This is a genomic window from Candidatus Flexifilum breve, from assembly GCF_016713355.1.
In genome coordinates, this window is the sequence record NZ_JADJPI010000007.1 from 86564 (window position 1) to 111878 (window position 25315).

The window sequence follows — 25315 nt, forward strand, 5'->3', positions numbered from 1 at the left end:
TTCTTGAACGAGCCTCACCCCCGGTCCTTGACGGCGGGACAGATTTAACAACTGAGGGAATGGTAGGGACGCCCAACGGGGCGTCCGCTGGAATGGGGGCGAAACGGACGCGCCGTTGCGCGTCCCTACAAACCACGTTTTCCCTCAAACGCTCAGGTCAGCGCAAAAGCGCGGGCAGGATTGGTGATCATAATCTGGTCGATGACAGCATCGGTGACGCCGCGCGCGCGCAGGGCCGGGATGAAACGGTCAAAGAGCGCGGTATAACCGCGAATGCCATCCGGCTGCGGGCGACCGTCGAGCTGCGCGGGATCGTACCAACCCGCATCATGCGACAGCAGCATCTGCTCCGCATAGCCCGCCGCGATCAGCTTGACGACCAGATCCAGCATGAGCGTCTGATCCATCCACGCATCCGCCCCAATCGCGTCAAACTCGACCCACACGCCGCGCTGCGCCATGTCCACATGCACCGCCGGATCATGAACGGTGTGCGCGTGCACCCAGATGAACCGCCGCAGATCCAGCCCGGCGCTGGCGAGCACCTCGACCTCGCGGCGGATCGCGGTCGCGCCGATGGTATGACTCGCCACCACCGCCCCGGTCTGCTGGCTGGCCAGCGCCGCCGCCTGCAAATTCCGCACCTCAATGGGTGTCGGACCGTGATCGTTCAGCGCCACCTTGATGAACCCGGCGCGGACATCGGTGTCGTCCATGCCCTCGGTCAGTTCGCGCACCCAGCGCTCAGCCAGCGCTTCTGCGCTCAGGTCGAGCAGATCGGCGGGGATGAAGCCTTCTTTGTAGACCCCGGTCGGCGCGATGAGGTGGAGCGAAGTTGCCGCCGCGATCCGCTGCAGCACCGCCACATTGCGGCCAACGCCGGGCGGCGCGCAGTCAACCAGCGCGGTCACGCCATGCGCGGCGAGTTCGTCCAGATACGGCAGCATCCGCTCGACAACCCGCTCGGGATCGGCTTGCGCGTAGCCGGGGACGAACGGGCCGCGCAAGTCGACAAACAGATGCTCGTGCGGCAGGGTTCTGCCGAGCGCCGCCGCGGGGATGGCGCCGCGCAGCGTCTGGATGTGGCCTGAAGTCATGGTGTGCTCCCTGTGCTACTACCTTCGCGCTCTCGAGTCTCGCCCGCTGCGGAGTGACGGCGAACCGTCGATTGGGCCCATTGTACCCGAATCAAAAAGGCGGAGCCGAAACTCCGCCTTTGCGCAGTGGCTTGACCTCAGTCGAGCGGATTATCGCTGACGAGCACCAGCGTGCCCGGTTCAAACAATGTCGCGCAGGTGAAGTTGGTGAACTCCGGCACGGTGTAGCTGCCGATGATCTCCGGATGACGCGGTACACCGCTCGCCGCCAACCAGATCAGCGTGCCCTGACCGCGCAGGCAGAAGACGGCGCCGCCATTGAAATAGGTCATGCCTCCTGGACTGAAGATATCAATCGCTTGCTGTACGCCGAGTTCTAACAAGCCGGGCGCGCCGAGGTTCGCTTCGCTATACAGCGCGCTGCCGAGCCACGTGGTGGAGCCGCCATTCTGGTAGAGGATGCGGCAGTTCATCGCGTAGCTGAGGCTGTCCGGCGCACTCACCCGCACCACGCCACCATCGGCGAAGTTATGGTCTTCACACAGCGGTGTGGGGGGCGGCGGCGGCACATCACCAATGGTAATCGTGACGCTCGGAACGGCCAAACTTGTCGGATATTCTGGCGCGCTGCTGGCGCTGATGCTGTGGGCGATGGTCGTCACGCGGTCGGTGTTGCTGGTCGGGTTTTCGAGGGCAGCGACGGTCACGCTGACCGTGCCCGCCGCGCTGATCGTGAACAGCAGGGGCGACACGCTGCTGCCGTTCAGCGTCACTTGCGCCGGGTCAAAGCTGACTGCCAGCGTGAACGGCTGACTCGGCTCCGTGCTGACCGTGATCGAATAGGTTTGCGGCGCGCTCGTCTCGGTCATGTTGAAGGCGAACGGCGTCACCGTGATCCCGCTCACTTCACTCGGGGGGACGCTCGGCGTGAACGCGGTTTCATACGCGCCCATGTCAACGCGCCCGGCCTGCACGCGCGCCGCGCCGCGATAATCCGTCCCGCTGGAGGCAAACGCCGGGTCACCCGCATTGATGACCGCACTCCCGGCGTCCGGCTCATAGTCGCCGCCTAAACCGGGGTCGCCCGTGAGGTTGCCGCCGCCAGCCGCCACCCCGCAGCTTCCATCGCCCATGAGGCTGTAGTTGGCAGTGAGACTGCCGCCGTAGGAAAAAGCGCAATCGCCGCCGGTGTTGTTAGCAATGATGCTATTGTTGATCACCGTATTGCGATTGAGAATGCTGATCCCCCCGCCGAAGCCATTGTAGTATGACCTGTTCCCGACAATGGTCGTGTGGTTGAGGACGAGCGAGCTGGTGTACGGGCTGGTATCGATCGCACCGCCACGCCCCGCCGAGTTTCCGGTCAGTACGCTGTTATTGATCTCGATGCGCGCGCCGTAGCCGCCGCTGACCGCTGCGCCATAGTCCGTCGAATTGTTATCGACGAGGCTGTTATCGAGGACGAGCGTGGCGCTGAACACGTTAATGCCCGCGCCACAGCAGGGGCCTCTGCCGTTGGTAATCCGCACGTTGTTGATGGTCGCGCTGCTGCCGCCTTCGAGGAAGAAGACGCGCACCGCGCCGCCCCCGCTGACCGTCGCACCGTTGCCATTGAAGGTGACCGTGTTGCCGTTATCGGAATAAAAATACAGCGTGCTGGTGACCGTGTAGGTACAACCGCCGACGAGATTGATAGTATCGGATTGATTGTTGACCGCCGCCTGATACATGGCATCAGCCAGCGCCGCCGCATCGCCGATACCGCCCGTGCAGCCGGGGTTGAAGGTCGCCGCCTGCACACCCTGACGCGGCAGCAGCAGCCCACTCAGCACGATTGCGCCGAGCAGCAGCACCACCAAACGAGGAAGTCTGGTGCGCCGATGAACGCGCGTGAAGCTCGGTGTGTAAAAACGGGTAGGCTGGTCATGGAGTTGTCGGGTGCTATCTGGTTGCGCCCCGCGGTGATGGTTCATCTCTGCCCTCTAGCATGTCTGAATAAGTCTCTCTATCAGGGTAGATTCTTGCCTGTCAGAAATAAATCTACTGAGGGAGAATTTCTGTAGGTAGGGGGTGGAATTAGCTTATATGGCACCGACCTAATATCAAGCCTGGGGAGAGGGACTTACTCCCCTCTCCCGTGCGAGGGGGACTTGCTACCCCTTCAGCCCGCTTGACGAGATGCCCTCAACAAACTGCCTCTGGGTGAAGAAGTACAGCGCGAGGATCGGGATGATCATCAGGACACCCGCCGCCATTTGCAGATGCACGGAATTCGGCGCGTCGCTGCTCACAAACTTGGTCAGGCCGACCGCGACGGGACGCCATTCGTCGGTTTGCGTGACGAGCAGCGGCCACAGCAGCGCGTTCCACGAGCCGATGAACCCGAAAGTGATCGAGGTCATGATCGGCGCGCGCGAGAGCGGCATCACCACCGACCAGAGGAAGCGCGGATGCCCCGCCCCGTCGATGCGCGCCGCGTCCCACAAATCTTCGGGGATCTGCGCGAAGAACTGGCGCAGCAGAAAGATCGTGAAGGCGGACGACCAGAAGGGCACGCTCAGCGCCGGCCAGTTGTTGATCCACGGCACGCCGAGCAAATTCTCGCTCAGGCGACCCAACCAGATCACCGTGAGGTAGTTGGGGATGAAGCGGGCGACTTCCGGAATCATGATCGTCGCCAGTGTCAGCGTGAAGAACACGTTTTTGCCGAAGAAGCGCATGCGCGCGAAAGCGTAGGCCGCCGGAATCGACACAGCGAGCTGCCCAAACAGCGTGATCGCCGTGATGCGCACGCTGTTCCACACAAACTGGCTGAAATTGGCTTTCGCCCACGCTTCCGCATAGTTGCCGAACTGCGGCACTTCTGGGAACAACCGCCCCATGATGACTTCGCCCTGCGTCATGAGCGACGCGCTGATCATCCACGCGAACGGGAACAACGCCTGCACCAACCCAATGATCAGTACGGCGTAGACGAACACCGTCCCCCATGAGATCGGTTTGCGCGTGGTGGACTTGGCAGTTGTCAAATCGATGGGACGCGCGCTTTCAGCCATAGAACACCCGACTTTCAGCTAAACGATTCTGGAACAGGGTCAGCAGCAGGATCACGCCGAACAGGACGAACGACAGCGCCGAGCCGTAGCCCATATTGGGATCGGTGCCGCGCGCCGTTTCGAAGATGTACACGCTCAGGGTATCGACCGAACTCTGCGACGCGGGCGTGCGCATGATCCAGATCTGCGTGAACGCCTGAAACGTGCCGATCAGCGCGATCAGCGAGAGGAAATAGGTGGTCGGCGAGAGCAGCGGCAGCGTGATATAGCGGAAAATCGACCACCCGGACGCGCCGTCGATGCGCGCCGCCTCGTACAACTCGCCGCTGATGGTGCCCAACCCGGCGAGGAACACCGCCGTGTCATAGCCGATGTACGTCCACACCGTGTACATCATGATCACGATCAGCGCGAGGCTCGGCCCAGCGAGGAATGCGGGTACATTGGAACCGAAGATCAACTCGACGATCCCCTGCGCCTCCAGCAGCCATTTCTGATCGGGGATCCCGAACAGGCCGATCACCTGATTGGCGAACGAGGCCGGGCGCTGCGAGAAGATCTGATTGAACACGATCGAGGTGGCGACGAACGGCAGAATATACGGCAAAAAGTAGACTAAGCGGAAAAACGAGCGGCCTTTGATCTTCTGGAATAACAGGTAGGCCAGTGCCAGCCCAATCGCCAGTTGGAACGGCACGGTGCCGAGCGCGAACATCACCGTGATGCCGAAGGTGTGCAGCACCTCCGGGTCGCCGCCGGCCAGCAAGCGCGGCAGTTCCGCGACGAACACCACCCCGCCGACCATCAACGCCAGCGCCGCCGCCGCCAGCACCACGAAGCGCCGATTCGAGTGCGACCGCACGCCGCGCGTCCATAACACGTACCCGGCGACCAGCAGCGCCGCGCCGACTGAAATCATGAGGATTTGCGTGGGCAGCAGTGAATCGCCGCTGGCCGCGCCGATCTCCGTCAGCGTGAGCTGGATCGTGAGCACGCCCATGCCGATCAGAAAAGCCGCGGTGGTCGCTTTGAAGAGGTGCGCGCCCCGGTCTGCGCCGCGCACGACCGTAACGGTCAGCGCGCTGGCAATCAGCGCGATCACCGCGACGGTCAGGAAGGGCGTCCACGCGGCGAGCACTTCGGGCAGTTGGAAACTGGCAACCAGTTCGGTCACGAAGATGCCTTGCACGAGGTTTTGCCCGCGCAGTCGCTGCGGAATGTTGAGGATAGGCACCAGCGCGGTAGTAAACCAGCCGATGAACAGAATCAGCGCCGCGCCGTTGAGCACGCCCGGCAGGACATACACCAGCGCCCGATCCGCGCGTTTTTGCCACAGTCCGCGCAGTTGGATCAGCGCATAGAGGCTGACCGCCACGCCGATCCAGAAGAAGATCACGTAGGTGAACCCGCTTAACCCGCGCGCAAAATTGTCGAGGCCGAGATATTCGCCGGGGAAGCGCCGCCAGCGGTGCAAGCTGACGAAAAACGCGAACGCGACCGGGAAGATGCCGAACAAAAACAGGAGAATCATGGCGGGGGATAAAAAGGCATACGCAATCAGGTTTTCCCGCAAACGGGTCATGCGTCTCGTTTGAGCCATAGTTTCTCCCTAGTTGATGGGCTTGAGCCTTCGGGACGCCCGTCTGTGCGTCCGTCTGAGCAGACAGCCACCCGACCGTCCCTATAATCTAGTGCATTCCTTGTCATGGCAGCGATGGGCACGAAGGTACAAACAGGATCATGTGAATTGTAAACACAGATGCCGGGAGAACCAATTCCTGCGCCTGAATTTCACAGAATCTTAAATCACGAGGCGCTAGGCGGTTGGGTGCGCAGTGGAGGTTCGCTGTCGAGCGGCGTTTGCGTTTCGAGATCATAGGTCAGCACTTCGGGGACGCTCCCGCCCGCCAGAAGCTGCACAATCGCGTAGATCATCAGGCGCGCTCCAGCTTCGCCGTTGGTCAGGTCGCTGTTGCCGAGCTTGACGCCGTACGGCTGATCAATGGGGCGAGAATACACCAAGGGCACATCGCGCTGCGCCAGCGACCGCCCGATTTCGCCCGCCAATTCTGCATCCAGCGGGCACAAAATGATCGCGCGCGCCCCTTCAAGCTGCGCGGTCTCTACCTGCGTGATCTGCCGGTAGGTGTCGCCCTGCGCGTCGAACACCCGCAGCTGCAAATCCAGATCGTTGGCAATCTGACTCAGTTCGCGGGCGCGGGTATTCTGCCACGAACTGCGCAGCCCGCAGGCGAGATAGGCGATATAGCCCTGTTCGCCGAGCGCGGCACGCGCCCGAGCAATGACGTCGCTCGTCGGCAGCAGATCGCCTAAAGCGGCGGTCGCCCCCTGCACAATCTGGATCGGTTCGGCGCTGATGGTCGTCAGGCGATAGGCATTGTAGAGAATGCTGATCATGAGTGCGGCGAGCACCGCCACCAGCAGCACCACCCGCGACGACACGCGGCGCGCTGCCCCCACTTCGGTCTGCGGAGTGCGCAGGTTGAGCGCCTGCTGCAGGTCAGCGAGCATGTCATTGACGGTGAGGTAGCGTTCCTGTGGGTTTTTCGCCAGCGCGCGCAGAATCACTTGCTCGACCGCCGGGGGAATCGCGGGGCGCAGTTCGCGCGGTGGGGTGGGCACCTGCTGCACATGCTTGTAAAACAGGCTGGCGATGTTCAAGCCGCTGGAGACTTCAAAGGGCACGCGCCCGGTCAGCATGTGATAGAGCACCACGCCGAAGCTGTAAATATCCGATAGATGGTCGGCGGGCTTGCCGAGCAAAATCTCCGGCGCAATATAACTGGGCGTGCCGATGATGCCGTGGTCTTCTTCGCCGATCAACTGCGCCGGGTTGTCGCGCCGCGCCAGCCCGAAATCGCTAAGGTAGGCATTGCCCGTATCATCCAGCAAAATGTTGCTCGGTTTGATGTCGCGGTGCGTCACGCCGCAGCTATGCGCGTAAGCGAGGGCGCTGCCAATTTGCTGGGTGATTTTGGCGGTCGTCGCAATCGAGAGGGGGCCGCTGCGCAGCATATCACTGAGCGACCGATGCATCAGACGCGTGACGAGATACGCATGCTGGTTTTCGATGACACCGTAGTCATAGATCGGCAGAATGTGCAGATGTTCCAGTGAAGCCACGACATGGGCTTCTTGCTGGAAGCGCTGAAAGGCCAGCGCGTTCGATTGCGCGTCTAGGTCGATGATTTTGAGGGCGACGTAGCGATTGACCGGTACTTGTCTTGCCCGGAAGACGGAGGCTGAGCCACCTCGTCCAATCCGTTCCTCAATCTCGAAATCCCCGACCCGCCGATAAGACCACGTCGAAGCAATCATCGTGACTGCACATGCCCCACAAGTCAGGTTAGTTCGTGTTCATTACAAGTATAACCGATAGAACGTAATTGAGAGCGGGAGAATCTTGCAGATTTTTGTAGATTCTCACGAATTAGGATCATAACTTGCCACGTTCTCTCTGGTAACCATCGAGTCGGGGGGTAACGCAGCTGTTCAGGGATGGGATCGCCCGCCAGCATAGCGATGGCGCCGTAGACCATCAACTGCGCCGACACCCGCCGATCCACGGCGACGCTGCCGCGCAGATAGCTGTCAGTTCGGAGTAGATCGAGCGTAAACGGCTCCGCGCCCGCGCTCACGATGAACACCTGACTGGTAGGGATATTCGCATTGGTCAGCGCATTGGTCGCGCCATACGCGCAGGAATCGGAGACACACAGAATCGCATCGGGAGTTCGTCCGGCGGCAATCAGCGCAGCGACATCCGTTTCTGCCGCTTCCAGCAGCTCACGTCCCTCGGCGCTGAAGCGACCGTTGTTTACGACATTGGGCGCAGCAGCAGTCAGCGCATCGATGATGCCCTGCACGCGGAGCTGCGTGGCGGCAAAATCACCACGGTCAATCGTGATGTAGCGCCCCGCGCCGCCGCGTTCCGCATTGAAAATCTCTGCCGCCAGTTGACCAATGCGCTGACCAATGGCGTAGTTATCCGAGTCGAGCTTCGCGCCATACTCATCATCGACCAGGGTCGCCCACACCAGCGGAATGTTCGCTGCCTCCAGCGAAGCGAGGCTGTCGGCGAGCTCAGTTGGCGAGGTCGGGCACAGGATGATCGCCCGGGCCCCTTCCAGCCGCGCCTGTTCGATCTGCGTGAGCTGGGTATATACATCGTTCTTCGCGTCGTAGACCACCAACCGCAGTCCAAAATTCTCGGCAATTTCGCGCGCGTAGCGCGAGCGGGAAGCGAACAACACGTTATCGAGCGAGCAGTTGAGATAGGCAATAAACCCATCGCTGCCCAGCACCGCCCGCGCCCGATCCAATGTGTTCTGATTGGGGGTGAGCGTCTCCAGCGTGCCGAATTCGCCATCCAACATGGTGATCGGCGGCTGCGTCGTCGGCAAACTGGGACGGCTGACGATGAGCGCGCCCACTGCGATGAGGATCAGCAGCGCCATGATGGGGATGAGCCACCAGCGGCGGCGGCGCACGCGCGTGAGCGTGGAGGGCATTTGCCATTGCAGCGTCGATTTGCCCAGCACCGTGTTGTAGATATCCGTCATCTCCGCCAGCGTCGCGAACCGCTCCGGCGGATTTTTGCGCAGCGCCCGCAGGATCAAAGCGTCGATGGCGGGTGGGAGGCTCGGGTTCAAGACCTTGGGCGGAAGCGGTTCCTGTTCCATCTGGCGAAACATCAGACTGCCTAAGCCGCCCTCGTCCAGTTCAAAGGGGGGGCGTCCCGTCAGCAGGTGATAAAGCAGCGCGCCGACGCTGTAGATATCCGAGCGGGTATTGCCATCTTCGCCGCGCAGTCGCTCTGGCGCCACGTAGAGCGGGAGCTTGTTGAGCGATTGGCTGACCAGCGGATCGAGCGCGCTGGCGATCACCGACGCCACGCCGAAATCGGAGAGGTAGGCGCGTCCCGCATCATCCAGCAGGATGTTGCTCGGCTTGAGATCACCATGCAGTACACCCTTGCGATGCGCATAATCCAGCCCCTGCCCAATATCGCTGAGCAGATCACCCACGCGATCCACTTTGAGCGGCGCCCGTCGAATCAAATCGGTCAGCGCCCCGCCGCTCAACAAGCGCATGGCGATATAGGCATACGCGTCGTCGACGAGACCGTATCCGTAGACGGGGAGGATATGAATGTGTTCAAGGCTGGCCGTGATCGCGACTTCGCGCTCAAACGCCGCGCGAAACGCCACGCGATCCGAAATGTCGCCACCGAGGTCGATGATTTTGAGGGCGACGAAGCGGTTGACCGAAATCTGCCGCGCGCGATAAATCGTCGAGAGCCCGCCGCGCGCAATGCGCTCTTCGACAATGAAGTCTCCGATTTGTCGACCTGACCACGTTTCGGGCATAGGACGTGACCTTCACGGTAGATAAATCAAGGTCATTATACTCAGTTTTTTGTCATTGTGAGCGATTATTTCTATTTATGTACATTCTATTAAATAGCATATTACAAACCGTTGAATTGAAGGGCGCACACATCGTTCACCATTGAGCCAAGGTCGGGCTGCCCCACGGGGTGTCCGCTGTTTCCAAATCGACTGTACGGCAGACCGAGTGAACGGACTCAACTGTACCCCCTCTCCGTTGGGAAAGGAGATTTAGGTCTGAGGTTCGGCAAATCGTTGTTTCTGAGATGATGTGTCCGGAAGTGCGGCTATTCGGTCACGAGATCTTCGCGGGTGATCACGCCACCGGGCGGGACGAGGAACGTCTCTGAGAGCGTTGCCCCGGCGAGCAGTTTGACCATCGCGTCGATGCCGGTCTGTGAGAACAATTCACGCCCCACATCGACCGACGCGCGCATGAAGTAATTGTCGCGGATGTACTCACGAGCGAACGCCTCAGCGTCCACACTGCTGATGATCACCTGTGACGGATCGATGTCGTGATCTTCGAGCGCATCAATCGCGCCATACGACCCCGCGTCGTTGATGCTGAGAATCACATTGAAGTCCACGCCCTGATCGAGCAGGTCGGCCACCGATTCGCGTCCATTGTCCCGAATCGCGCCGAGGTAGCGCCCGATGATCCGCGCCGCCGGAGCGACTTCCAGCACGCCATCCTGCATGCCGTTGGCCCGCGCGACGATGTACGGCAGTGACGGATAGTCGAGGATGATGATATTGGCTTGTCCGTCCAGCTCATCGCGGATGATTTCACCCGCCGCGCGCCCCGCTTCGACGCCCATCAGGTAATCATCCCCGGCGAGGAACACGCCGCCGTAGCTTTCGTTCTGCGTAGACATGAACACCAGCGGCATGCGGGCCGCTTCGACGGAGAGCAGCGTGTCGCGCAGCAAGTCCATGTCCAGCGGGCAGATGATCAGACCCTTAGCGCCATCAGCGCGCGCGCGTTCCAGCTCGGTGACCTGCTTATAGCGGTCGCTGTCGCTGTTATAGATGCGGAAGGCGACCTGATAACGCGCCGCCGCATCTGCCATTTCGCGGGCTTGCGCGGCGTGATATTCGCTCGATTGGTTGCAGGTGATGTAGGCAATGAAGCCATTCGCGCCCAACCGCGCCTGGGCTGCCGCGATCTCGTCGGCGGTCGGCACGGCGTCTTCGGCGGTACCCTGCCCACCTTCGATGATGGTTGGGTCAGGCACCGGCGTCGCCGTGGGGATGGCGGTGGGCGTGAAAATGCCCGAACCGGTCAACTGCATGGTGAGCACTGCGACCAGCGCCACGATCACGACAAGCCCGGCCAGCGCCGCCATGCGCGCCGTAAACACCGGCTTGCGGACTTCGGCCTTGCCCGTTTCCTGCGTCGCCGCGGGGAGGTGCACCGCCGGGTAGGTCGCGGTGCTGATTTTGCGCCCGAGCGCCATATTCAGGTGATCCGCCATTTCGCCCGCTGTGCTGAAGCGATCTTCGGCTTTCTTGGCGAGCGCGCGCATGATCACCGCTTCGACACCCGGCGGAATGATCGGGTTGAGCGAGCTTGGCAGCGCGGGAATCTTTTCCAGGTGCTGGTAGATCACCGACACCATATTCGTCTCGGACGCCTCGAACGGCGGCCGCCCCACGAGCATGTGATAGAGTACGCAGCCCATGCTGTAAATATCCGAGCGGTGATCGAGCGGGTCGCCGCGCAGTTGTTCCGGCGACATATAGGTCGGCGTGCCGACGATGTTCCCGGTCTTGGTGAGCTGTTCCGAATTTTCGAGAATTTTCGCGAGGCCGAAGTCCGTCAGGTAGGCGTTGCCGGTATCGTCCAGCAGAATGTTGCTTGGCTTCAGGTCGCGGTGAATCACGCCTTTGCTGTGCGCGTAAGCCAGCCCGCGCGCGATCTGCGTGAAGATTTCTGCGGTGCGATCCAGCCCCAGCGGGCCAGCGTTGAGCAGATCGCTCAGCGAGCCGCCGCGCAGCAGGCGCATGGCCAGAAACGCGATCTCATTGTTGACGATGCCGTAGTCATACACGGGCAGGATGTGGATGTGTTCAAGCGAGGCGATCAGCTTGGCTTCCTGAGCGAAGCGCGAGCGGAATTCATCTCGTTCGCCCTGTGACGGGTTCAGCGAAATGATTTTCAGCGCGACCGAGCGGTTCATGGAAGCTTGAAAGGCGCGATAGACCGTCGCCATGCCACCCTGACCAATGCGCTCTTGGATGGTGAATGCGTCGATTTGTTTGCCCAAGAAATGATCAAGCTGCATAGGAGTCCTTTTAACGCCTAAACGCGCCTAAGTATATGACACAGATATAAGAATTGCGAAAGCCTAGCGTGGGCTATTCGTAGAGGATTCTCTCTTCATTTCACTATATAATGGGACGCGCACGGAAAACGTAAAGTATTGAGTGGTGAAACATGAAATCTCTCATCCGCCTTGGCGCGGTGTTGATCAGTCTGCTGATCATGACAGGCACGGCAGCGGCGCAAACGACCGTCCCGGCTGCTTATCATCTTAATGGTGTGCAGCACATCTATCAGGATTGGAATAACTGCGGCCCGGCGACTCTGACCATGGGCCTAACCTATTTTGGTTACGAAGCCGATCAGTACCCGGCGGCACAGTGGTTGAAGCCGAACCCGGAAGACAAAAACGTCAGCCCGTGGCAGATCGCCGAATACGTCAACAATCACCTGCCCGGTACGACGCGCGCGCTCGTGCGGCAGGGCGGATCGCTGGATACGCTGCGTCAGCTTATCTCGAACGACTTCCCCGTGATGATTGAAGCGGGCTACGAACCCCCCGGCGAAAACCTCGGTTGGATGGGGCATTACCTGCTTGTGATCGGCTATGACGACGCCACCCAGACGATCACCACGCATGACAGCTATGAAGGCCCAAACCTCGGCTACAGCTACGATCACGTCAACACGTACTGGCGGCAGTTTAACAACCTGTACATCGTGCTCTACGACATCACCCGCGAGGCTGAAGTCATGGCGCTGCTCGGCGACGACGCCGACGAAACGGTGAACTGGCAGAACGCGCTCAATCTGGCGCGCGCCGAAGCCATCGCCAACGATCAGGATCCCTTCGCGTGGTTCAACATGGGCACGAGTTTCGCCGGGCTGGGCATGTATGTCGAAGCGTCCGTCGCCTATGATCAGGCGCGCAACGTCGGCGGCGGTCTGCCGTGGCGCATGAACTGGTATCAGTTCGGCATGTTGGAAGCGTATGTGCAGACGCAGCAGTATGACAAGGTGATCGCGCTGGCACAGGCTAATCTGAATGATGGCGGCGGGCAGTACGTCGAGGAGACATTCTATTACGGCGGGTTGGCGCGTTTGGGTTTGGGCGAAACCGATCGCGCGATCAGCAACTTCAATGGAGCGATCAGCTTCAACCCCAACTTCACCCCCGCCCGCGTCGCGCTGGAAGACCTCGGCGCGAGTTAACGCGCCAAGTAACAGAACAGATTAGGTAACGGAACATTCGCCCTGCCTAATCTGTTCTGGATCACAATAACTTCAAAATGCGCTGACCGATGTATGCTTCTGCCCCCTTACGGGTTTTGTAGGGTATCCGCCAACCAGTCATACATTGTCTGATGGGTGTAATGCAGATTGCCTAAGCCACAGTGATTATCTGCGCCATTCTGGCTGGTGAGCAGTTGGTAGCGCTTGGCAATGCTGAGTTTGTCCAAATATGCGACTGCCAGCTGACGCGGGATATCTCCCTCGCCTTCCCCCTGAACCACAAGGACTGGACATGTGATCTGAGCTTCGAGCCCGTAAGCGTTGAACGGCTTAATCACATCAAGATATTCAGCAAAGTTCGAGACTCCATTCGCCCAGAACATATACAGTTCGGCTGTTGCCCGGTGAATGGGGGTTTTCCCCATCATCCTGCGCCCCATCCAATTCACAAACGCGATGGGAAGCTTGTCTAGGGCGGCGAAAACGAGCTGTCCAACTGGGGCTGGCAGTTGACTGCGAATACCACCGATCATGTGATCAGAGAAACTAGGCATAATCGCATTGAAAGCGGCAGCCTTGATTCGCCGATCGTGGGCGATAGCTCTGACACCAAGATACCCGCCCAGACTATAGCCTAACAACCCTAGCTTCTCTGCATCAACTTCTGAACGCGACACGGCATAATCGATCACTGCCCGGATCGGGACTTCGTAGTCCGGGCGGAAGGGCAGTTCAGGGTGGCGCAGCAGCAAACCGCGCTGTCCTGGACCATGAAACACCAGGACGTTCAAGCCGCGCTCTAGCGCCACTGGAACACCGGCCATCAGGTAGGCTTCCTCACCATAGGCATCACCACCACCCACCACAATGATCGTTGGCGCGGGTTGGCGGTTGTCGGAGACGGAGAAGAGAAACCCCGGCAACGTCACCCCTTCTTCATAGGGAATCTCGACCGCTTCGAAGGCTGGCTCGAACAGTTTCCCTGCCGCCATAAAGCAGTTCAGACCATTTTGATAGAGCCGCCGATGTTCATCTGTGCCGGGGGGAAGAAAATAGAATTCGGCAGCACGATAGTAGTTGTAGGCACACAGGTAGCTAAAGCGCGCCGATGACTTATACCCTGCCTCCAGTTCAGCCTGAGCACGTTCTGCGGTCTGCGCTGCCAGTTCTGACCACGTCTGAACCCAAACTTCGACCGTCTCCCCACCACGGCGAATCTGGTCAATCGCATACAGACATTCTCCGATAGAGGCGGCGTCGTACTGCTGGTAGCCCAGGGTGCGGATGTATTGGTAGTCAATCAGCGAGTTCTTGGAAAGCCCCATGTGAAGAATGCCGGTGCGTGTCCCCGAAGCCGACATGTTCAAGTCCTTTACACGGTTGAAGCATCAACCCATTTCTCGACATTGAGTAGATTATCTTCTACATTGTAGATATTGTTGGCGTATCGAGTTCAGGGATCAAGAACCAAAGCGACGACGTTTGTAGACTAACTTAGATATGGGGGATATCTGTAGATGAACAAGAGCAGCAAGTCAGAGGATTTGCGCGTGCGCCGCACCCGTAAACTGGTTTGGGAAGCGCTGATGGAATTAATTTTGGAGCGCGATTTTGACTTCGTTACAGTGAACGATATCTGTGAACGGGCAATGGTGCATCGCACCACCTTTTACAATCACTTCCAAGATAAGTTTGACTTGCTTGCCAGCGGTATGGCCACCATGTATGAAGAATTCACAACCGAGCTGGTATCTCCGCTTGAGGCTTACGAACGCCTCGATCCGGATCACCCGCCGGCTTACTTTGTCCAGCTATTTCAGCACATTTTGGATAACAAATTGTTCTATACGGCGATGCTAACGGGCAGAGGGGTGAATCCGTTTCGTGAACGTTTACTGTCTTACTTAACCCAAGTATCCTTACAGCGTCTCAAGTATGTTCAGAGCAAACTAGGGTCAGCGCGGATTCCTCTGGAGATGACTGCGTGTTTTTACGCGGGAGCCATTATCAGTACAGCGACATGGTGGGCAAACGAAGGTTTTCGCGAAACACCGACACAGATCTCGCATCACCTAATACATCTGATTTCCTATGGAACTACTGGGTTATTCAAGAGTGTCGGGCAAACGCCCGTAACTGAAATTCCACTCATTCAGGAGGACAGTGAGACTGATCTGCGATCCGCGCAGCATCCACCGCAGGGACATTTCTGAGTTCGAGATTTGGGGCGTGAACAGTTTACAGTTCACAGTAAAAACAGCTTTTGACTGTCCACTGTGAACTGTCGACTGTGAACTCTCTTTATTCTTCGAACGCTTCGTCGTCGAGCAGGCGCTGCGGTGTCGGTGCGCCGTTGCCATCTTCAGCCCGGCGTGGACTGCGCGCAGGCGGAGCAGCTGGCGCTTCTACGGGCACAGCGGCGGCGCGGCGGACATCGGCGGGTGCGGCGGGCAGACCATAGCGTTCGCGGATGGCGGCTTCAATTTCGTCGCGGACCGCCAGATTTTCCAGCAGGAACTGCTTGGCGTTCTCACGCCCCTGACCGAGCAAGCCGTCATTATAGCGATAGAAGGCGCCGCGCTTCTCGACGATGTTCAGGTCGGTGGCGAGGTCGAGCACTTCGCCGCTCTTGCTGATGCCGCCTTCGAGGAACATGATGTCAAATTCGGCTTCACGGAAGGGCGGCGCGACCTTGTTCTTGGTCACGCGCACGCGGGTGCGGTTGCCGACGACTTCGCCGCCGCCCGCCTTGATCGATTCGAGCTTACGCACATCAAGGCGCACGCTGGCGTAGAACTTCAGCGCGCGGCCACCCGGCTGAGTTTCCGGACTGCCGTACATCACGCCAATCTTTTCGCGGATCTGGTTGGTGAACAGCACGGAGACATTCGACTGCTTGATCGCACCGGAGAGCTTGCGCAGCGCCTGACTCATCAAGCGAGCTTGCACGCCGACGTGACTTTCACCCATCTCGCCTTCGATTTCGACGCGCGGCACGAGCGCGGCCACGCTGTCCAGCACCACAACGTCGAGCGCGCCGGAACGCACCAGCGTCTCTGTGATTTCGAGCGCCTGTTCCGCCGTATCGGGCTGCGAAATGTAGAGCGTATCGACGTTCACGCCGATGCGCGCCGCATAGTGCGGGTCAAGCGCGTGTTCCATGTCGACAAACGCGCAAATGCCGCCGCGCTTCTGCGCTTCGGCGACCACGTGTAAGCACAACGTCGTTTTACCCGAACTTTCCGGGCCGTAAATTTCGGTCACACGCCCGCGCGGAATACCGCCGACGCCGAGCGCAATATCTACGGTGAGCGAACCGCTGGGGATGACATCGACCACCATGTGCGACGCATCGCCGAGGCGTACGACCGTACCATCACCGAAGCGTTTCGTGAGTTCGTTGACCGCTGCATCCAGCGCTTTCAGACGACCCTCATCGCCTATCGCGAGCTGACTGACTTCCTCGCCTGAACCTTTTGGCTCTTTTGCTGGTCTTTTTGCCACGTCCCCCAACCCCTTTAAGCACGACTAAACCGTGTCATCCATTATAGCGGTGTTTACCAAAAGCGGGATCAGGATAGCATATTTGTTCTAAAAATGCAACTCCGGAATAGGTATTTTTCCCCGTAGATCGGGCAGACTTAATGATTGTATGAGCTTTCAAACGATCATCCCGTATAATAAAGGCAGCCCCGAACCACGGTGACGTGGGCGGGAACTGACCGCTTGCCTACACGATTTGGTAAACCACGTATGCGCCGACTACTTCTTGTGATCGTCGTCCTGCTCCTCGTCAGCACGGCTGTGTTGGCGCAAGAGACGACCTATGTTGTTCAGCCGGGCGATACGCTCGGACGCATTGCCACGCGCTTTGGCGTCACCGCGAATGCCATCGCCACGGCCAATAACCTGCCAACCGTGGATTTGATCTACGTGGGGCAAATTCTCGTCATCCCCGGCGTCGAACCGACGCCTGCGCCCACCCGCGCGGCCACGGTTGCGCCGACCAGCACCCCCGCCCCGGCAGTAGATACGGCGGGCGAGTCGCCGGAGAGCACCGCCGAAGCGCCCGAAGCCACGCCGGAAGTCGTCATCCCGCCAGAAGTCACCGCTGACCCGGCCATGCCGCAGATCAACTTCCAATTGGGCGGCGAAGTCCTCAGCTTTGCCTACCCCGAACTGATGCGCCGCGCGTCGATGACGTGGGCGAGCAGCGCTGTCCATTGGACGCAGGGCGCGGGCATGGAGATCGCGCAGGGCGCCATCGATGCGGCGCGCGCCAACGATTTCCGCATTTTGCTCACCGTGCAGGGTGATCCCACCGAATGGGCAGCGGATCCCGCAGCCTATAACGCCGCTTTCGCGGGGTTTCTGGCGCAGGTCGCCGCGCTCAGCCCGGATGCCATTCAAGTGTGGAATAATCAAAACATGGAGAGCGGTTGGGCGGACGACCGTGTAAGCGCCGCCGCCTACACCGACCTGCTGCGCCTTGCCTACAGCGCGATTAAGACGGCCAATCCCGCCGTCACGGTGATCAGCGGCGCGCCCGTGCCGACGCCCCTGTTCGCCTCATGCCTGCCGAGCGGGTGCGAAGATGGCGCCTACATGCGGCAGATGGCCGACGCGGGCGCGGCGAACTACGCCGACTGCATCGGCGTGCAGTATACGCAGGGCGCGCTGGCTCCGTATGTCAGCACGGGTGACCGCCGCAGCCTGCCGGATCATCACAGCTACTACTTCACGCCCCTGCTCGATACAGTCGCGGGGATCTTCCCCGACAAGCCGCTGTGCATCACGCGCATCGGCTACCTGACGAGCGCTGGACTGCCTGCCCTCCCCACCGCTTACGAGTGGGCGACCAATACGTCGCTGAGCGAACAAGCGGAATGGCTGGCCCAGGCCGCGCTCCAAGCCCGCAATGATGGTCGCGTGCAGTTGTTCATCGTGTGGAATGTTGATTCGACGGTCTACGGCGATAATCCCGAAGCTGGCTATGCCATCGTCCGCAGTGACGGCGAATGCATCGCCTGTATCGCGCTCAACGCGGCGATGCGGACGCAGTAGACGACTCCGTTTGGCGCGCAAGGTTGGCTCCCCTCGCTGAATTCGCTGAGGGGCCGGGATCTGTCACGGGGAGTTTTGATTTTCAGGCTGATCAAGCACAGTGGATTACCAAAGAAGAGTAATTTCTCTCGTAGGGGCAAGGCGCGCCTTGCCCCTACCCAAGTGAAAACAACCCATTTTTCAAATGGCTTCTGAAAACCCCTCACCCCCGACCCCTCTCCCACGCAAGCGGGGAGAGGGGAGGCGTTGCGAGCGGTGTTGTCTCCCCTCCCTGAATTCGGGGAGGGGCGGGGGTGGGGTCAGAGTCTGAGCTTTTTCAACACCCTCTTGCCTCGTCCCTACAATTGGAAACCTACCCCTGTCACAAGGCCGGGGTGGGTCGGATTTTAGCTCGTCGCCCCGCCGCGAATCTTCGCGACCACATCACGCATCAGCGCCGTGAACGTGTCGAGCGCGGCGGCGGTCGCCAGCGCGGCAAGCGGCAGCGTCGGGCGGCGGTCGGCGCGCGACGGCTCGATCGGCGTGGTGCTCAGGCGATTGAGCGCGTCCAGCACCGCCAGCCGTTCAGCGGCTTGATCGTAGGGCGGAAAGGGCATCAGGTACTGGAGCGGCACTTCGACGGCGGGCTGCTTGCTGAACGAGCGCACCGAAAATACGACCACGCCGCCCGCGCCCACCCAGATGTGCGCGTGAAAGGCGGGTTCGCTGCGCCCGCTGAAGGTCAGGCTGTCGGTGTTGTCCTTCGCCCAGTCGAACAGGCTGCGGGCGATGCGCGCGTTTTCGACCCCGTTGGGCAATTGCTCCATGTACTTGAAGTAATTGAGCGAATTGGGCGTCGGCGCCAGCTTGATCGCCTCGCGCCCAGTGGGCGGGGGCGGCGGCTGGTGAAACTGGATTTTGCCGAGCGCCGCGATCAACCGCTTGAAGGCCGGTTCGTGCCGCTTGCGGAAGTCAGTGAACTGGCGGTTGATGAGCGCAATGGGCAGCGGCGCATCGTCGAGCCGAGCGATCAGCAGCGGCTTATGTAAATCGAGCGCCAGCAGAATTTCCCGCTCCACCCACTCGGAGTCACGCGCGGGCTTGGACATGACCACGATCAGCGCGCCGCACTCCGTCACCGCTTTTTCGATCTCGCGCGCCCACGACGAGCCGTCGGGGATGGCTTCGACATCTACCCACGGGCGATACCCCGCGTCCGTCAGGGCATCCGCCAGTTTGAGCGCGAAATCGCGATCCTGCGAACTGTGGCTGATGAAGATACTCGGTTGGTGCTGCGTCATAAGCTCTGCTCTCAAGTTGGAGGGCGGCTCAACTCTGATAATGGATGATCGCCAGCGACGCCCCGGTTCGATGCGCTAACTCTTCTGGTATTTTACCTAAGCTCGACTGAAAGCGCTGGCGCGTGCCCGTCGTACTGAGCAGCACGAGGTCAGACGCCGCGATTTTGTTCTCAATTACACCAATTCCTGGGGCATCCAGCACGTTGACCGTGTAGGGATGATCCATTTTGAGGCGTTCCAGACAGTCACACACTTCAGCATAGTATTCTTTCGCGCTCAGCACCACGAGCGGCACATTCAGGCTGTCCGCGACGATGATCGCCGCATCGGCCATCTCGTCGATGAAGTTCATGGCGGTGCTGTTGGGTTCCATGATCATGAGCACCCGTTCCAGCGCGTTGATCGGGTGCGTGATGCGCAGCACCATGACGGGCGTGCGCGAATTCCACAGCACATCGTCCAGCACCGTGCCGAAGATGTTCTGCGCCAGCGTCGGTTTGCCGCGCCACCCGAGCGCGATCAGTGTGGCATTTTGCTCGGTGGCGGTGTACAGGATGCCGCGGGAGAGCGAGTCGTCGATGCGTTCGATACGCGTCACCTCGCTGTGCCGGAAAGCTTCGGCATTGACCACCTGATCCTGATCGTCCAGTCCTTCGATCGCCCCCGCGCGATTGGCCAGTGCCACATTGAGCACGGCCAGTTTCCCACCTTTCGACTCGCTCAACAACTGCATCAGCGCGATCATGTGATCCTGCGTTTCCGGGTTGCTGATGGCCAGCAGCACGCGCTCAAACAGGTTTTGCGGCAGCGAGACGACCTGCGGGGTACGCAGGCGCTGGCCGAAGCGCTGCACCAGCAGCGGCGACGTGATCGACGTGGCGAGGATCATCAGCATCGTGCCGTTGAACACCGAGAGCGGGAACAGCCCCGCTTCCACGCCGACCAGAATCGTCGGCAGGGTGACGGCGGCCTGACACTGCGATAAGCCCCACATTGTCCACAGTTCGTCGCGATTGTAGTGGAAGAGGCGTGTCGTAATAGCTGCGGCGGCGAACTTGGCCACGTAAGCGATGATGGTCATGGCGAGGCCGATCATCAGCGCTTCACCGCCGATGAACGCCCCCGGATCAGTGATCATCCCGCTGTAGACGAGGAAGCTGGGGATGAACAGCGCTTCGCCCACAAACAGAATGCGGCCGATCACCTGACTATGGCGCGGCAGCATCGAATTGATTGCCAACCCAGTCAGGAACGCGCCGACGACCGCGTGCACGCCGATCATTTCGGCGAGCAGCGCCGCCACGAACAGGATGAACAGCACATACTGAAATTCCACGTCACGCCCGCGCAGGTATTCGAACAGCTTTTTGCCCACGCGCGGCAAAATGACGAGGATGCCGACCGCCAGCGCGCCCATCAACGCGAACAGCGTGAGGAATTCGCCAATATCCGCGTCGCCGCCGCTCACCCCGGTGATGACCGCCAGCACGAGAAACGCCGAAATATCGGTGAACACCGTCGCGCCGACCGTCACCGACACCGTCTCGTTGTTGACCACGCCGAGCCGCGTCAGGATGGGGAAGGCGATCAGCGTGTGCGAGGACAGCGCCGAACCGAGCAGAATCGCACCGCCCCACGTGAAACCGAGCCAGCGTCCGAGCAGCGTCCCGCCGATCAGCGGAATGGTGAACGTCAGCACGCCGAAGAGAATCGCCCGGTTGCGCACGCGGTTGAACTGCGCGAGATCGATCTCCAGCCCGGCGTTGAACATCAGGTAAATCAGTCCGATGATCGAGAAGAGTTCGACGATGCCTTCGGTTTCCAGCAGATTGAACCCAAACGGGCCGATCAGGATGCCGCCGACCACCAGCCCGACAATTCCCGGCAGGCGCAGCCGCGTGGAGAGCAGTGGCGCAATCAAGATCACGCCCATGATTGTCAGGAACACGGGGAGCGGTTCGTGCAGTAGCGCGAGGGGTTGTTCGGGCATAGTTCAACCTTTTGATGAACGCCTTATTTTTCGACCACGTGAGTTATACTATAATCCTCACTGTAAACCTTAATCTTAGATGAAATCTATGTCTGTTGAAAACCTCACCGGGCGCTCGCTCGGACAATATCACCTGCAAGAGCTGCTCGGCGTTGGCGGCATGGGGGCGGTGTACCGCGCCCATCAATCTGCGCTCGGTCGGGATGTCGCCGTCAAAGTGCTGCCGGGCGAACTGGCGCAGGAACGGGGCTACATTGACCGCTTCAAGCGGGAAGCGCATATCGCCGCCTCCTTGGAGCACCCGCACATCGTCCCCATCTACGATTATGGCACACAGGACGGCATCGCCTATGTCGTGATGCGCCTGCTCAACGATGGCACGCTGGCGCAGCGCCTGTATGTGCGGCGCATGCGGGGGGAAACGCTGCCCGCGCTCTCCGAAACCGCCGATTTACTGCGCATTCTGGCAGGCGCGCTCGATTATGCGCATCGCAAAGGCGTTGTGCATCGTGACATCAAGCCCGGCAACATCATGTTCGACGACGGTACGCCGTACATCGTGGACTTTGGCATCGCGCGGCTGCTCAACGAGGCGGCGCTCACCGGGCAGCAGCAGGTGTTCGGCACGCCGATGTACATGCCGCCGGAACAGTGGCGTGACGAAGAACTCACGCCGGAAACGGACCAGTACGCGCTGGCTTCGGTGCTCTATACGATGATCACCGGGCAGCCGCTGTTCCCGACCGCGCAGCCGCAGCAGTTGGTCTTCCACCACCTGAACGATACTCCGGTCCCGCCCACGACCGTTCGTCCCGATCTGCCGCCCGCCGTTTCTGATGTGCTGGCGCGGGCACTGGCCAAACGCCCCGGCGAGCGCTTCCTGACGGTGACGACGTTCGCGCAGGCGTTCGGCGCGGCAGTGGCCGGCAAAGAGACGGCGACCACCGGCTTTTTCACCTTCCCACTGACGGATGATCTCCCGGTGGAAAGTGACTCTGTAAATGTCTCGCAGCGCGTGCCCCAAGCGCCCGAGGCGGAGAGTCCCCCGCCCGCGCCAATCCCAGCGCCGAATGCGCCGCCGCTGTCGACAATCAAATCGGTGCCGCGCGTCGAAGAGCCGCTGCCCGCGGTGCCCCGCGCCCAGCCCGTCACGCCGAGCGTGCCGCCCCCGCCGCGCCCCACACCCGCCTATGTGCCGCCGCCCGCGCGTCCGGCTCCCGCCCCTCAAAGGTCGTCGACGCTGCGCTCGCTGGTGATCGGCTGCGGTGTCGGGCTGCTCCTGTTGGCGCTGGTGGTCGGCGCGGGGCTGCTGCTCGCGGGCAATCAACTGCTCAACTTCCTGCAATCCGAGGCACAGGTGACGACGGCGCCCGCGACCGTGCAACCCGGCGTCAGTGAGCCGACCACCCTGCCCGACACACAGGCCACGCCGATCACGCCTGTGGCCGCCGACCCCGTGCAGGTCACGCCCGGTCGCCTGCCCGATCAACTGCCTGCGCCGGAAGACGTGGTGATGTCACAGGCCGCCGTGCTGACGCACAGCTCCGGCACGGTGCGCGCGCTCGACTTCAGCCCGCGCGGCGGCACGCTGGCGACCGGCGGCGGCGACACCTTCGTCCACTTATGGGACACCACCAGCAATACGCAAATGGGCACGTTCAGCACGGGCGGCGTCATCAACGATGTGCGCTACAACCGCGACGGTTCACGCATTGCCGCTTCCAGCGAAGCGGGGACGGTCACGCTGTACGATGTGGACGGCGGCGCGGTAATCGCGACGTGGTCGGCGCACAGCGTCCCCGTGCGCGGCGTAGCCTTCAGCCCGGACGGATCACGCTTGGTCACGACGAGCGAAGACCAGACGGCGTTGGTGTGGGATGTGGCGGCGCAAGCGCAGGTGCTCCGGCTGACCGGGCACAACGGTCATGTGCTGGATGCCGACTACAGCCCGGACGGATCGCTCATCGTCACCGGTGGGCGGGATGGTACGGTGCGCTTGTGGGATGCGGCCTCCGGCAGTCAACTGCAAGTTATGAACGGTCATACCGACGAGGTGCGCAGCGTCTCGTTCAGTCCGGATGGATCCCTGATCGCCTCCGGTTCCGCCGATGGCACGATCCGCCTGTGGGATGCCGCCTCAGGCGCAGCGCTCACCACCTTGGGCGCGGCCAGCAACTGGATCTGGTCGGTGGAGTTCAGTCCGGATGGATCGCTGTTGGCAGCAGGTGATCGCAACAACACCGCCACCGTGTGGGACGCGACCAGCGGCACGCTCATCGCTACGCTGACCGGACACACGGGCTGGGTGATCGCCGTCGATTTCAGTCCGGATGGCGCGCTGCTCGCCACCGGGAGCGGCGACGGCACGGCGCGCCTATGGAGTACGTCGTCAGGCTGATTATTTCTCGCGCAGATACACAAACCAGTAGATCGCGCCGACCATCACCACGCCGCCGATAATGTTGCCAATCGTCACCGGGATCATATTGTTGAAGAAGCCCGTCAGCGTGAGCGCATCGAGATTCAGCCCGGTGCTGGCGGCGAATTCCGGATCGAACGTCTTGATCAACAGCGCGCTAGGGATGAAGTACATGTTGGCGACGCTGTGCTCAAAGCCTGCCGCGCCGAACGCCGTGATCGGAAACAAAATCGCCATGATTTTATCGGTCGTCGTACGCCCGCCGAGCGTCAGCCAGATGGCCATACACACCAGCGCATTGCACAGAATGCCGAGCGCCAGTGCCTGACCAAATTCAAGCTGCGCTTTGTTGTTGGCAATCGTCAGCGCCGTCTGCCCGATGATGCCGCTGCCGAAGCGGTATTCACGTCCCACATAGACGATCACCGCCGTGATCAGCGAGCCGATCAGGTTGCCGATATAGACCAGCGTCCAGTTGCGGAGCAGCGCGGCGGTGTTCACCTTGCGGCTCGCCCAGGCGATCACGATCAGCACATTGCCCGTGAACAGTTCCGCGCCCGCCAGCACGACGAGAATCAGCCCGAGGCAGAACACCAGCCCGAACAGCAACCGGGTGATGCCATAGGGGATCATGCCGCTGGCTCCGGCGACGGCGATGGTGGCGAACAATGCGCCCGACGAGACGAAACCGCCCGCCATCATGGACTGGACGAGCGTGGTCGTGATGCTCATGTGCGCTTTGCGGACGCCCATTGCGGCGGCTTTGGTGGCAACTTCGGTGGGGGGCAGCATATCGACGGGGAGTTGGGTGTCTGACATAAGAATTGCGCTTCTCTCTAATGAATATTCTATCCGTCTGATTGTCGCGCAAATATCGGTGATCGGGGGATGAAGATTGTCACGCGCCATCTAGTGAATAGCTCAGTATCAGCGTTATTTGGATGTCATGCGGCGAGCTGACGGCTGACACCGCCCAGCGCGCGTCGGAAGTGTGCTATAGTCATCTCATCTGTCATACACACCTGTGAGAGATCTGCGGTGCATCATCATCACCATCAGGCGCGGCAGGCGCGCCGACTGCTGGATCGGGGTTATGCGACGCCGATCACGATTGACCATTTAAGCTCGGAAGTCGCGCTCTCGCCGTTCTATCTGATCCGGCTGTTTCGCCGCGTCTACAAGCAGACGCCGCATCAATACCTCATTCAGGTGCGCATGGCGAAAGCCAAAGAGCTGTTGAGCAGTTCGGATCTCAGCATCACCGACATTTGCGCGGAAGTCGGTTTTGAAAGTCTCGGCTCGTTCTGCACATTGTTTCGCCGCGTCGTGGGCTTGTCGCCGAGCGCCTACCGCCGCAGCCGCCAGCCCACCCAGCATGCCGCTTACATCCCCCTGTGCGCCGCCGTCCAACACCAGATTCCGGACACGCTCGATCCGTAAAAGAGAGCAATTTTCGAGAAGCCTGTTTAGCACAGATGTTTTATCATTTAGCTATTGCT

Annotated in this window: 17 protein-coding genes; 5 read left to right on the forward strand and 12 right to left on the reverse strand. The window is 60.5% G+C overall.

Annotated elements, in window-relative coordinates; all coding sequences use genetic code 11:
- Positions 1-152 precede the first annotated feature (152 nt).
- The 7 genes from IPK17_RS05790 to IPK17_RS05820 all read right to left on the reverse strand — a co-directional run bounded on the left by IPK17_RS05790 (position 153) and on the right by IPK17_RS05820 (position 11852).
- Entirely contained in the window at positions 153-1097 is a 945-nt protein-coding gene (locus IPK17_RS05790; protein WP_343416731.1) for a phosphotriesterase family protein, read from the reverse strand.
- A gap of 137 nt (positions 1098-1234) precedes the next feature.
- On the reverse strand, positions 1235-3070 hold the full coding sequence (locus IPK17_RS05795; RefSeq protein ID WP_343416732.1) for a choice-of-anchor Q domain-containing protein: 1836 nt from the start codon (positions 3068-3070) through the stop codon (positions 1235-1237).
- 180 nt (positions 3071-3250) lie between these two features.
- The gene (locus tag IPK17_RS05800; RefSeq protein WP_343416733.1) at positions 3251-4153 is read right to left on the reverse strand and encodes a carbohydrate ABC transporter permease; all 903 of its coding nucleotides are present in this window, start codon (positions 4151-4153) and stop codon (positions 3251-3253) included.
- Positions 4146-5753 carry an ABC transporter permease subunit gene (locus IPK17_RS05805; RefSeq protein WP_343416734.1) on the reverse strand — a complete coding sequence of 536 codons (1608 nt, stop codon included), beginning with the start codon at positions 5751-5753 and terminating at the stop codon, positions 4146-4148. The genes IPK17_RS05800 and IPK17_RS05805 overlap by 8 nt, the downstream gene beginning before the upstream one ends.
- A 206-nt stretch (positions 5754-5959) precedes the next feature.
- Positions 5960-7492: a protein kinase domain-containing protein gene (locus IPK17_RS05810; protein WP_343416735.1), complete on the reverse strand. Its 1533-nt coding sequence runs from the start codon at positions 7490-7492 to the stop codon at positions 5960-5962.
- Between the two features lie 23 nt (positions 7493-7515).
- Complete coding sequence (locus IPK17_RS05815) at positions 7516-9543, reverse strand: protein kinase domain-containing protein (RefSeq protein WP_343416736.1); 2028 nt, start codon at positions 9541-9543, stop codon at positions 7516-7518.
- Positions 9544-9851: 308 nt separating this feature from the next.
- Positions 9852-11852: a protein kinase domain-containing protein gene (locus IPK17_RS05820; RefSeq protein ID WP_343416737.1), complete on the reverse strand. Its 2001-nt coding sequence runs from the start codon at positions 11850-11852 to the stop codon at positions 9852-9854.
- Positions 11853-12004: 152 nt separating this feature from the next.
- On the opposite strand from IPK17_RS05820, the gene IPK17_RS05825 reads away from it, so the two are divergent.
- Positions 12005-13042: a C39 family peptidase gene (locus IPK17_RS05825; RefSeq protein WP_343416738.1), complete on the forward strand. Its 1038-nt coding sequence runs from the start codon at positions 12005-12007 to the stop codon at positions 13040-13042.
- Positions 13043-13149: 107 nt separating this feature from the next.
- Here the strand turns inward: IPK17_RS05825 and IPK17_RS05830 are convergent, their stop codons facing one another.
- Positions 13150-14424 carry a hypothetical protein gene (locus IPK17_RS05830; protein WP_343416739.1) on the reverse strand — a complete coding sequence of 425 codons (1275 nt, stop codon included), beginning with the start codon at positions 14422-14424 and terminating at the stop codon, positions 13150-13152.
- 156 nt (positions 14425-14580) lie between these two features.
- Between IPK17_RS05830 and IPK17_RS05835 the strand changes: the two genes are divergently transcribed.
- On the forward strand, positions 14581-15276 hold the full coding sequence (locus tag IPK17_RS05835; protein WP_343416740.1) for a TetR/AcrR family transcriptional regulator: 696 nt from the start codon (positions 14581-14583) through the stop codon (positions 15274-15276).
- An 88-nt stretch (positions 15277-15364) separates the two neighbouring features.
- On the opposite strand, the gene recA is transcribed toward IPK17_RS05835, so the two are convergent.
- Positions 15365-16507, reverse strand: a complete 1143-nt coding sequence (gene recA / locus IPK17_RS05840; protein WP_343417288.1) for a recombinase RecA — start codon at positions 16505-16507, stop codon at positions 15365-15367.
- Between the two features lie 309 nt (positions 16508-16816).
- On the opposite strand from recA, the gene IPK17_RS05845 reads away from it, so the two are divergent.
- Complete coding sequence (locus IPK17_RS05845) at positions 16817-18127, forward strand: LysM peptidoglycan-binding domain-containing protein (protein WP_343416741.1); 1311 nt, start codon at positions 16817-16819, stop codon at positions 18125-18127.
- A 386-nt stretch (positions 18128-18513) separates the two neighbouring features.
- Here IPK17_RS05845 and IPK17_RS05850 read toward each other — a convergent pair whose 3' ends face one another.
- On the reverse strand, positions 18514-19407 hold the full coding sequence (locus tag IPK17_RS05850) for a toll/interleukin-1 receptor domain-containing protein (protein ID WP_343416742.1): 894 nt from the start codon (positions 19405-19407) through the stop codon (positions 18514-18516).
- A gap of 28 nt (positions 19408-19435) precedes the next feature.
- Positions 19436-21397, reverse strand: a complete 1962-nt coding sequence (locus IPK17_RS05855; RefSeq protein WP_343416743.1) for a cation:proton antiporter domain-containing protein — start codon at positions 21395-21397, stop codon at positions 19436-19438.
- Between the two features lie 88 nt (positions 21398-21485).
- Between IPK17_RS05855 and IPK17_RS05860 the strand changes: the two genes are divergently transcribed.
- Positions 21486-23795: a WD40 repeat domain-containing serine/threonine protein kinase gene (locus IPK17_RS05860; RefSeq protein ID WP_343416744.1), complete on the forward strand. Its 2310-nt coding sequence runs from the start codon at positions 21486-21488 to the stop codon at positions 23793-23795.
- Here IPK17_RS05860 and IPK17_RS05865 read toward each other — a convergent pair whose 3' ends face one another.
- Complete coding sequence (locus IPK17_RS05865) at positions 23796-24635, reverse strand: formate/nitrite transporter family protein (RefSeq protein ID WP_343416745.1); 840 nt, start codon at positions 24633-24635, stop codon at positions 23796-23798.
- Between the two features lie 219 nt (positions 24636-24854).
- Between IPK17_RS05865 and IPK17_RS05870 the strand changes: the two genes are divergently transcribed.
- Positions 24855-25256, forward strand: a complete 402-nt coding sequence (locus tag IPK17_RS05870; RefSeq protein ID WP_343416746.1) for a helix-turn-helix transcriptional regulator — start codon at positions 24855-24857, stop codon at positions 25254-25256.
- The last annotated feature ends 59 nt before the right edge of the window (positions 25257-25315 follow it).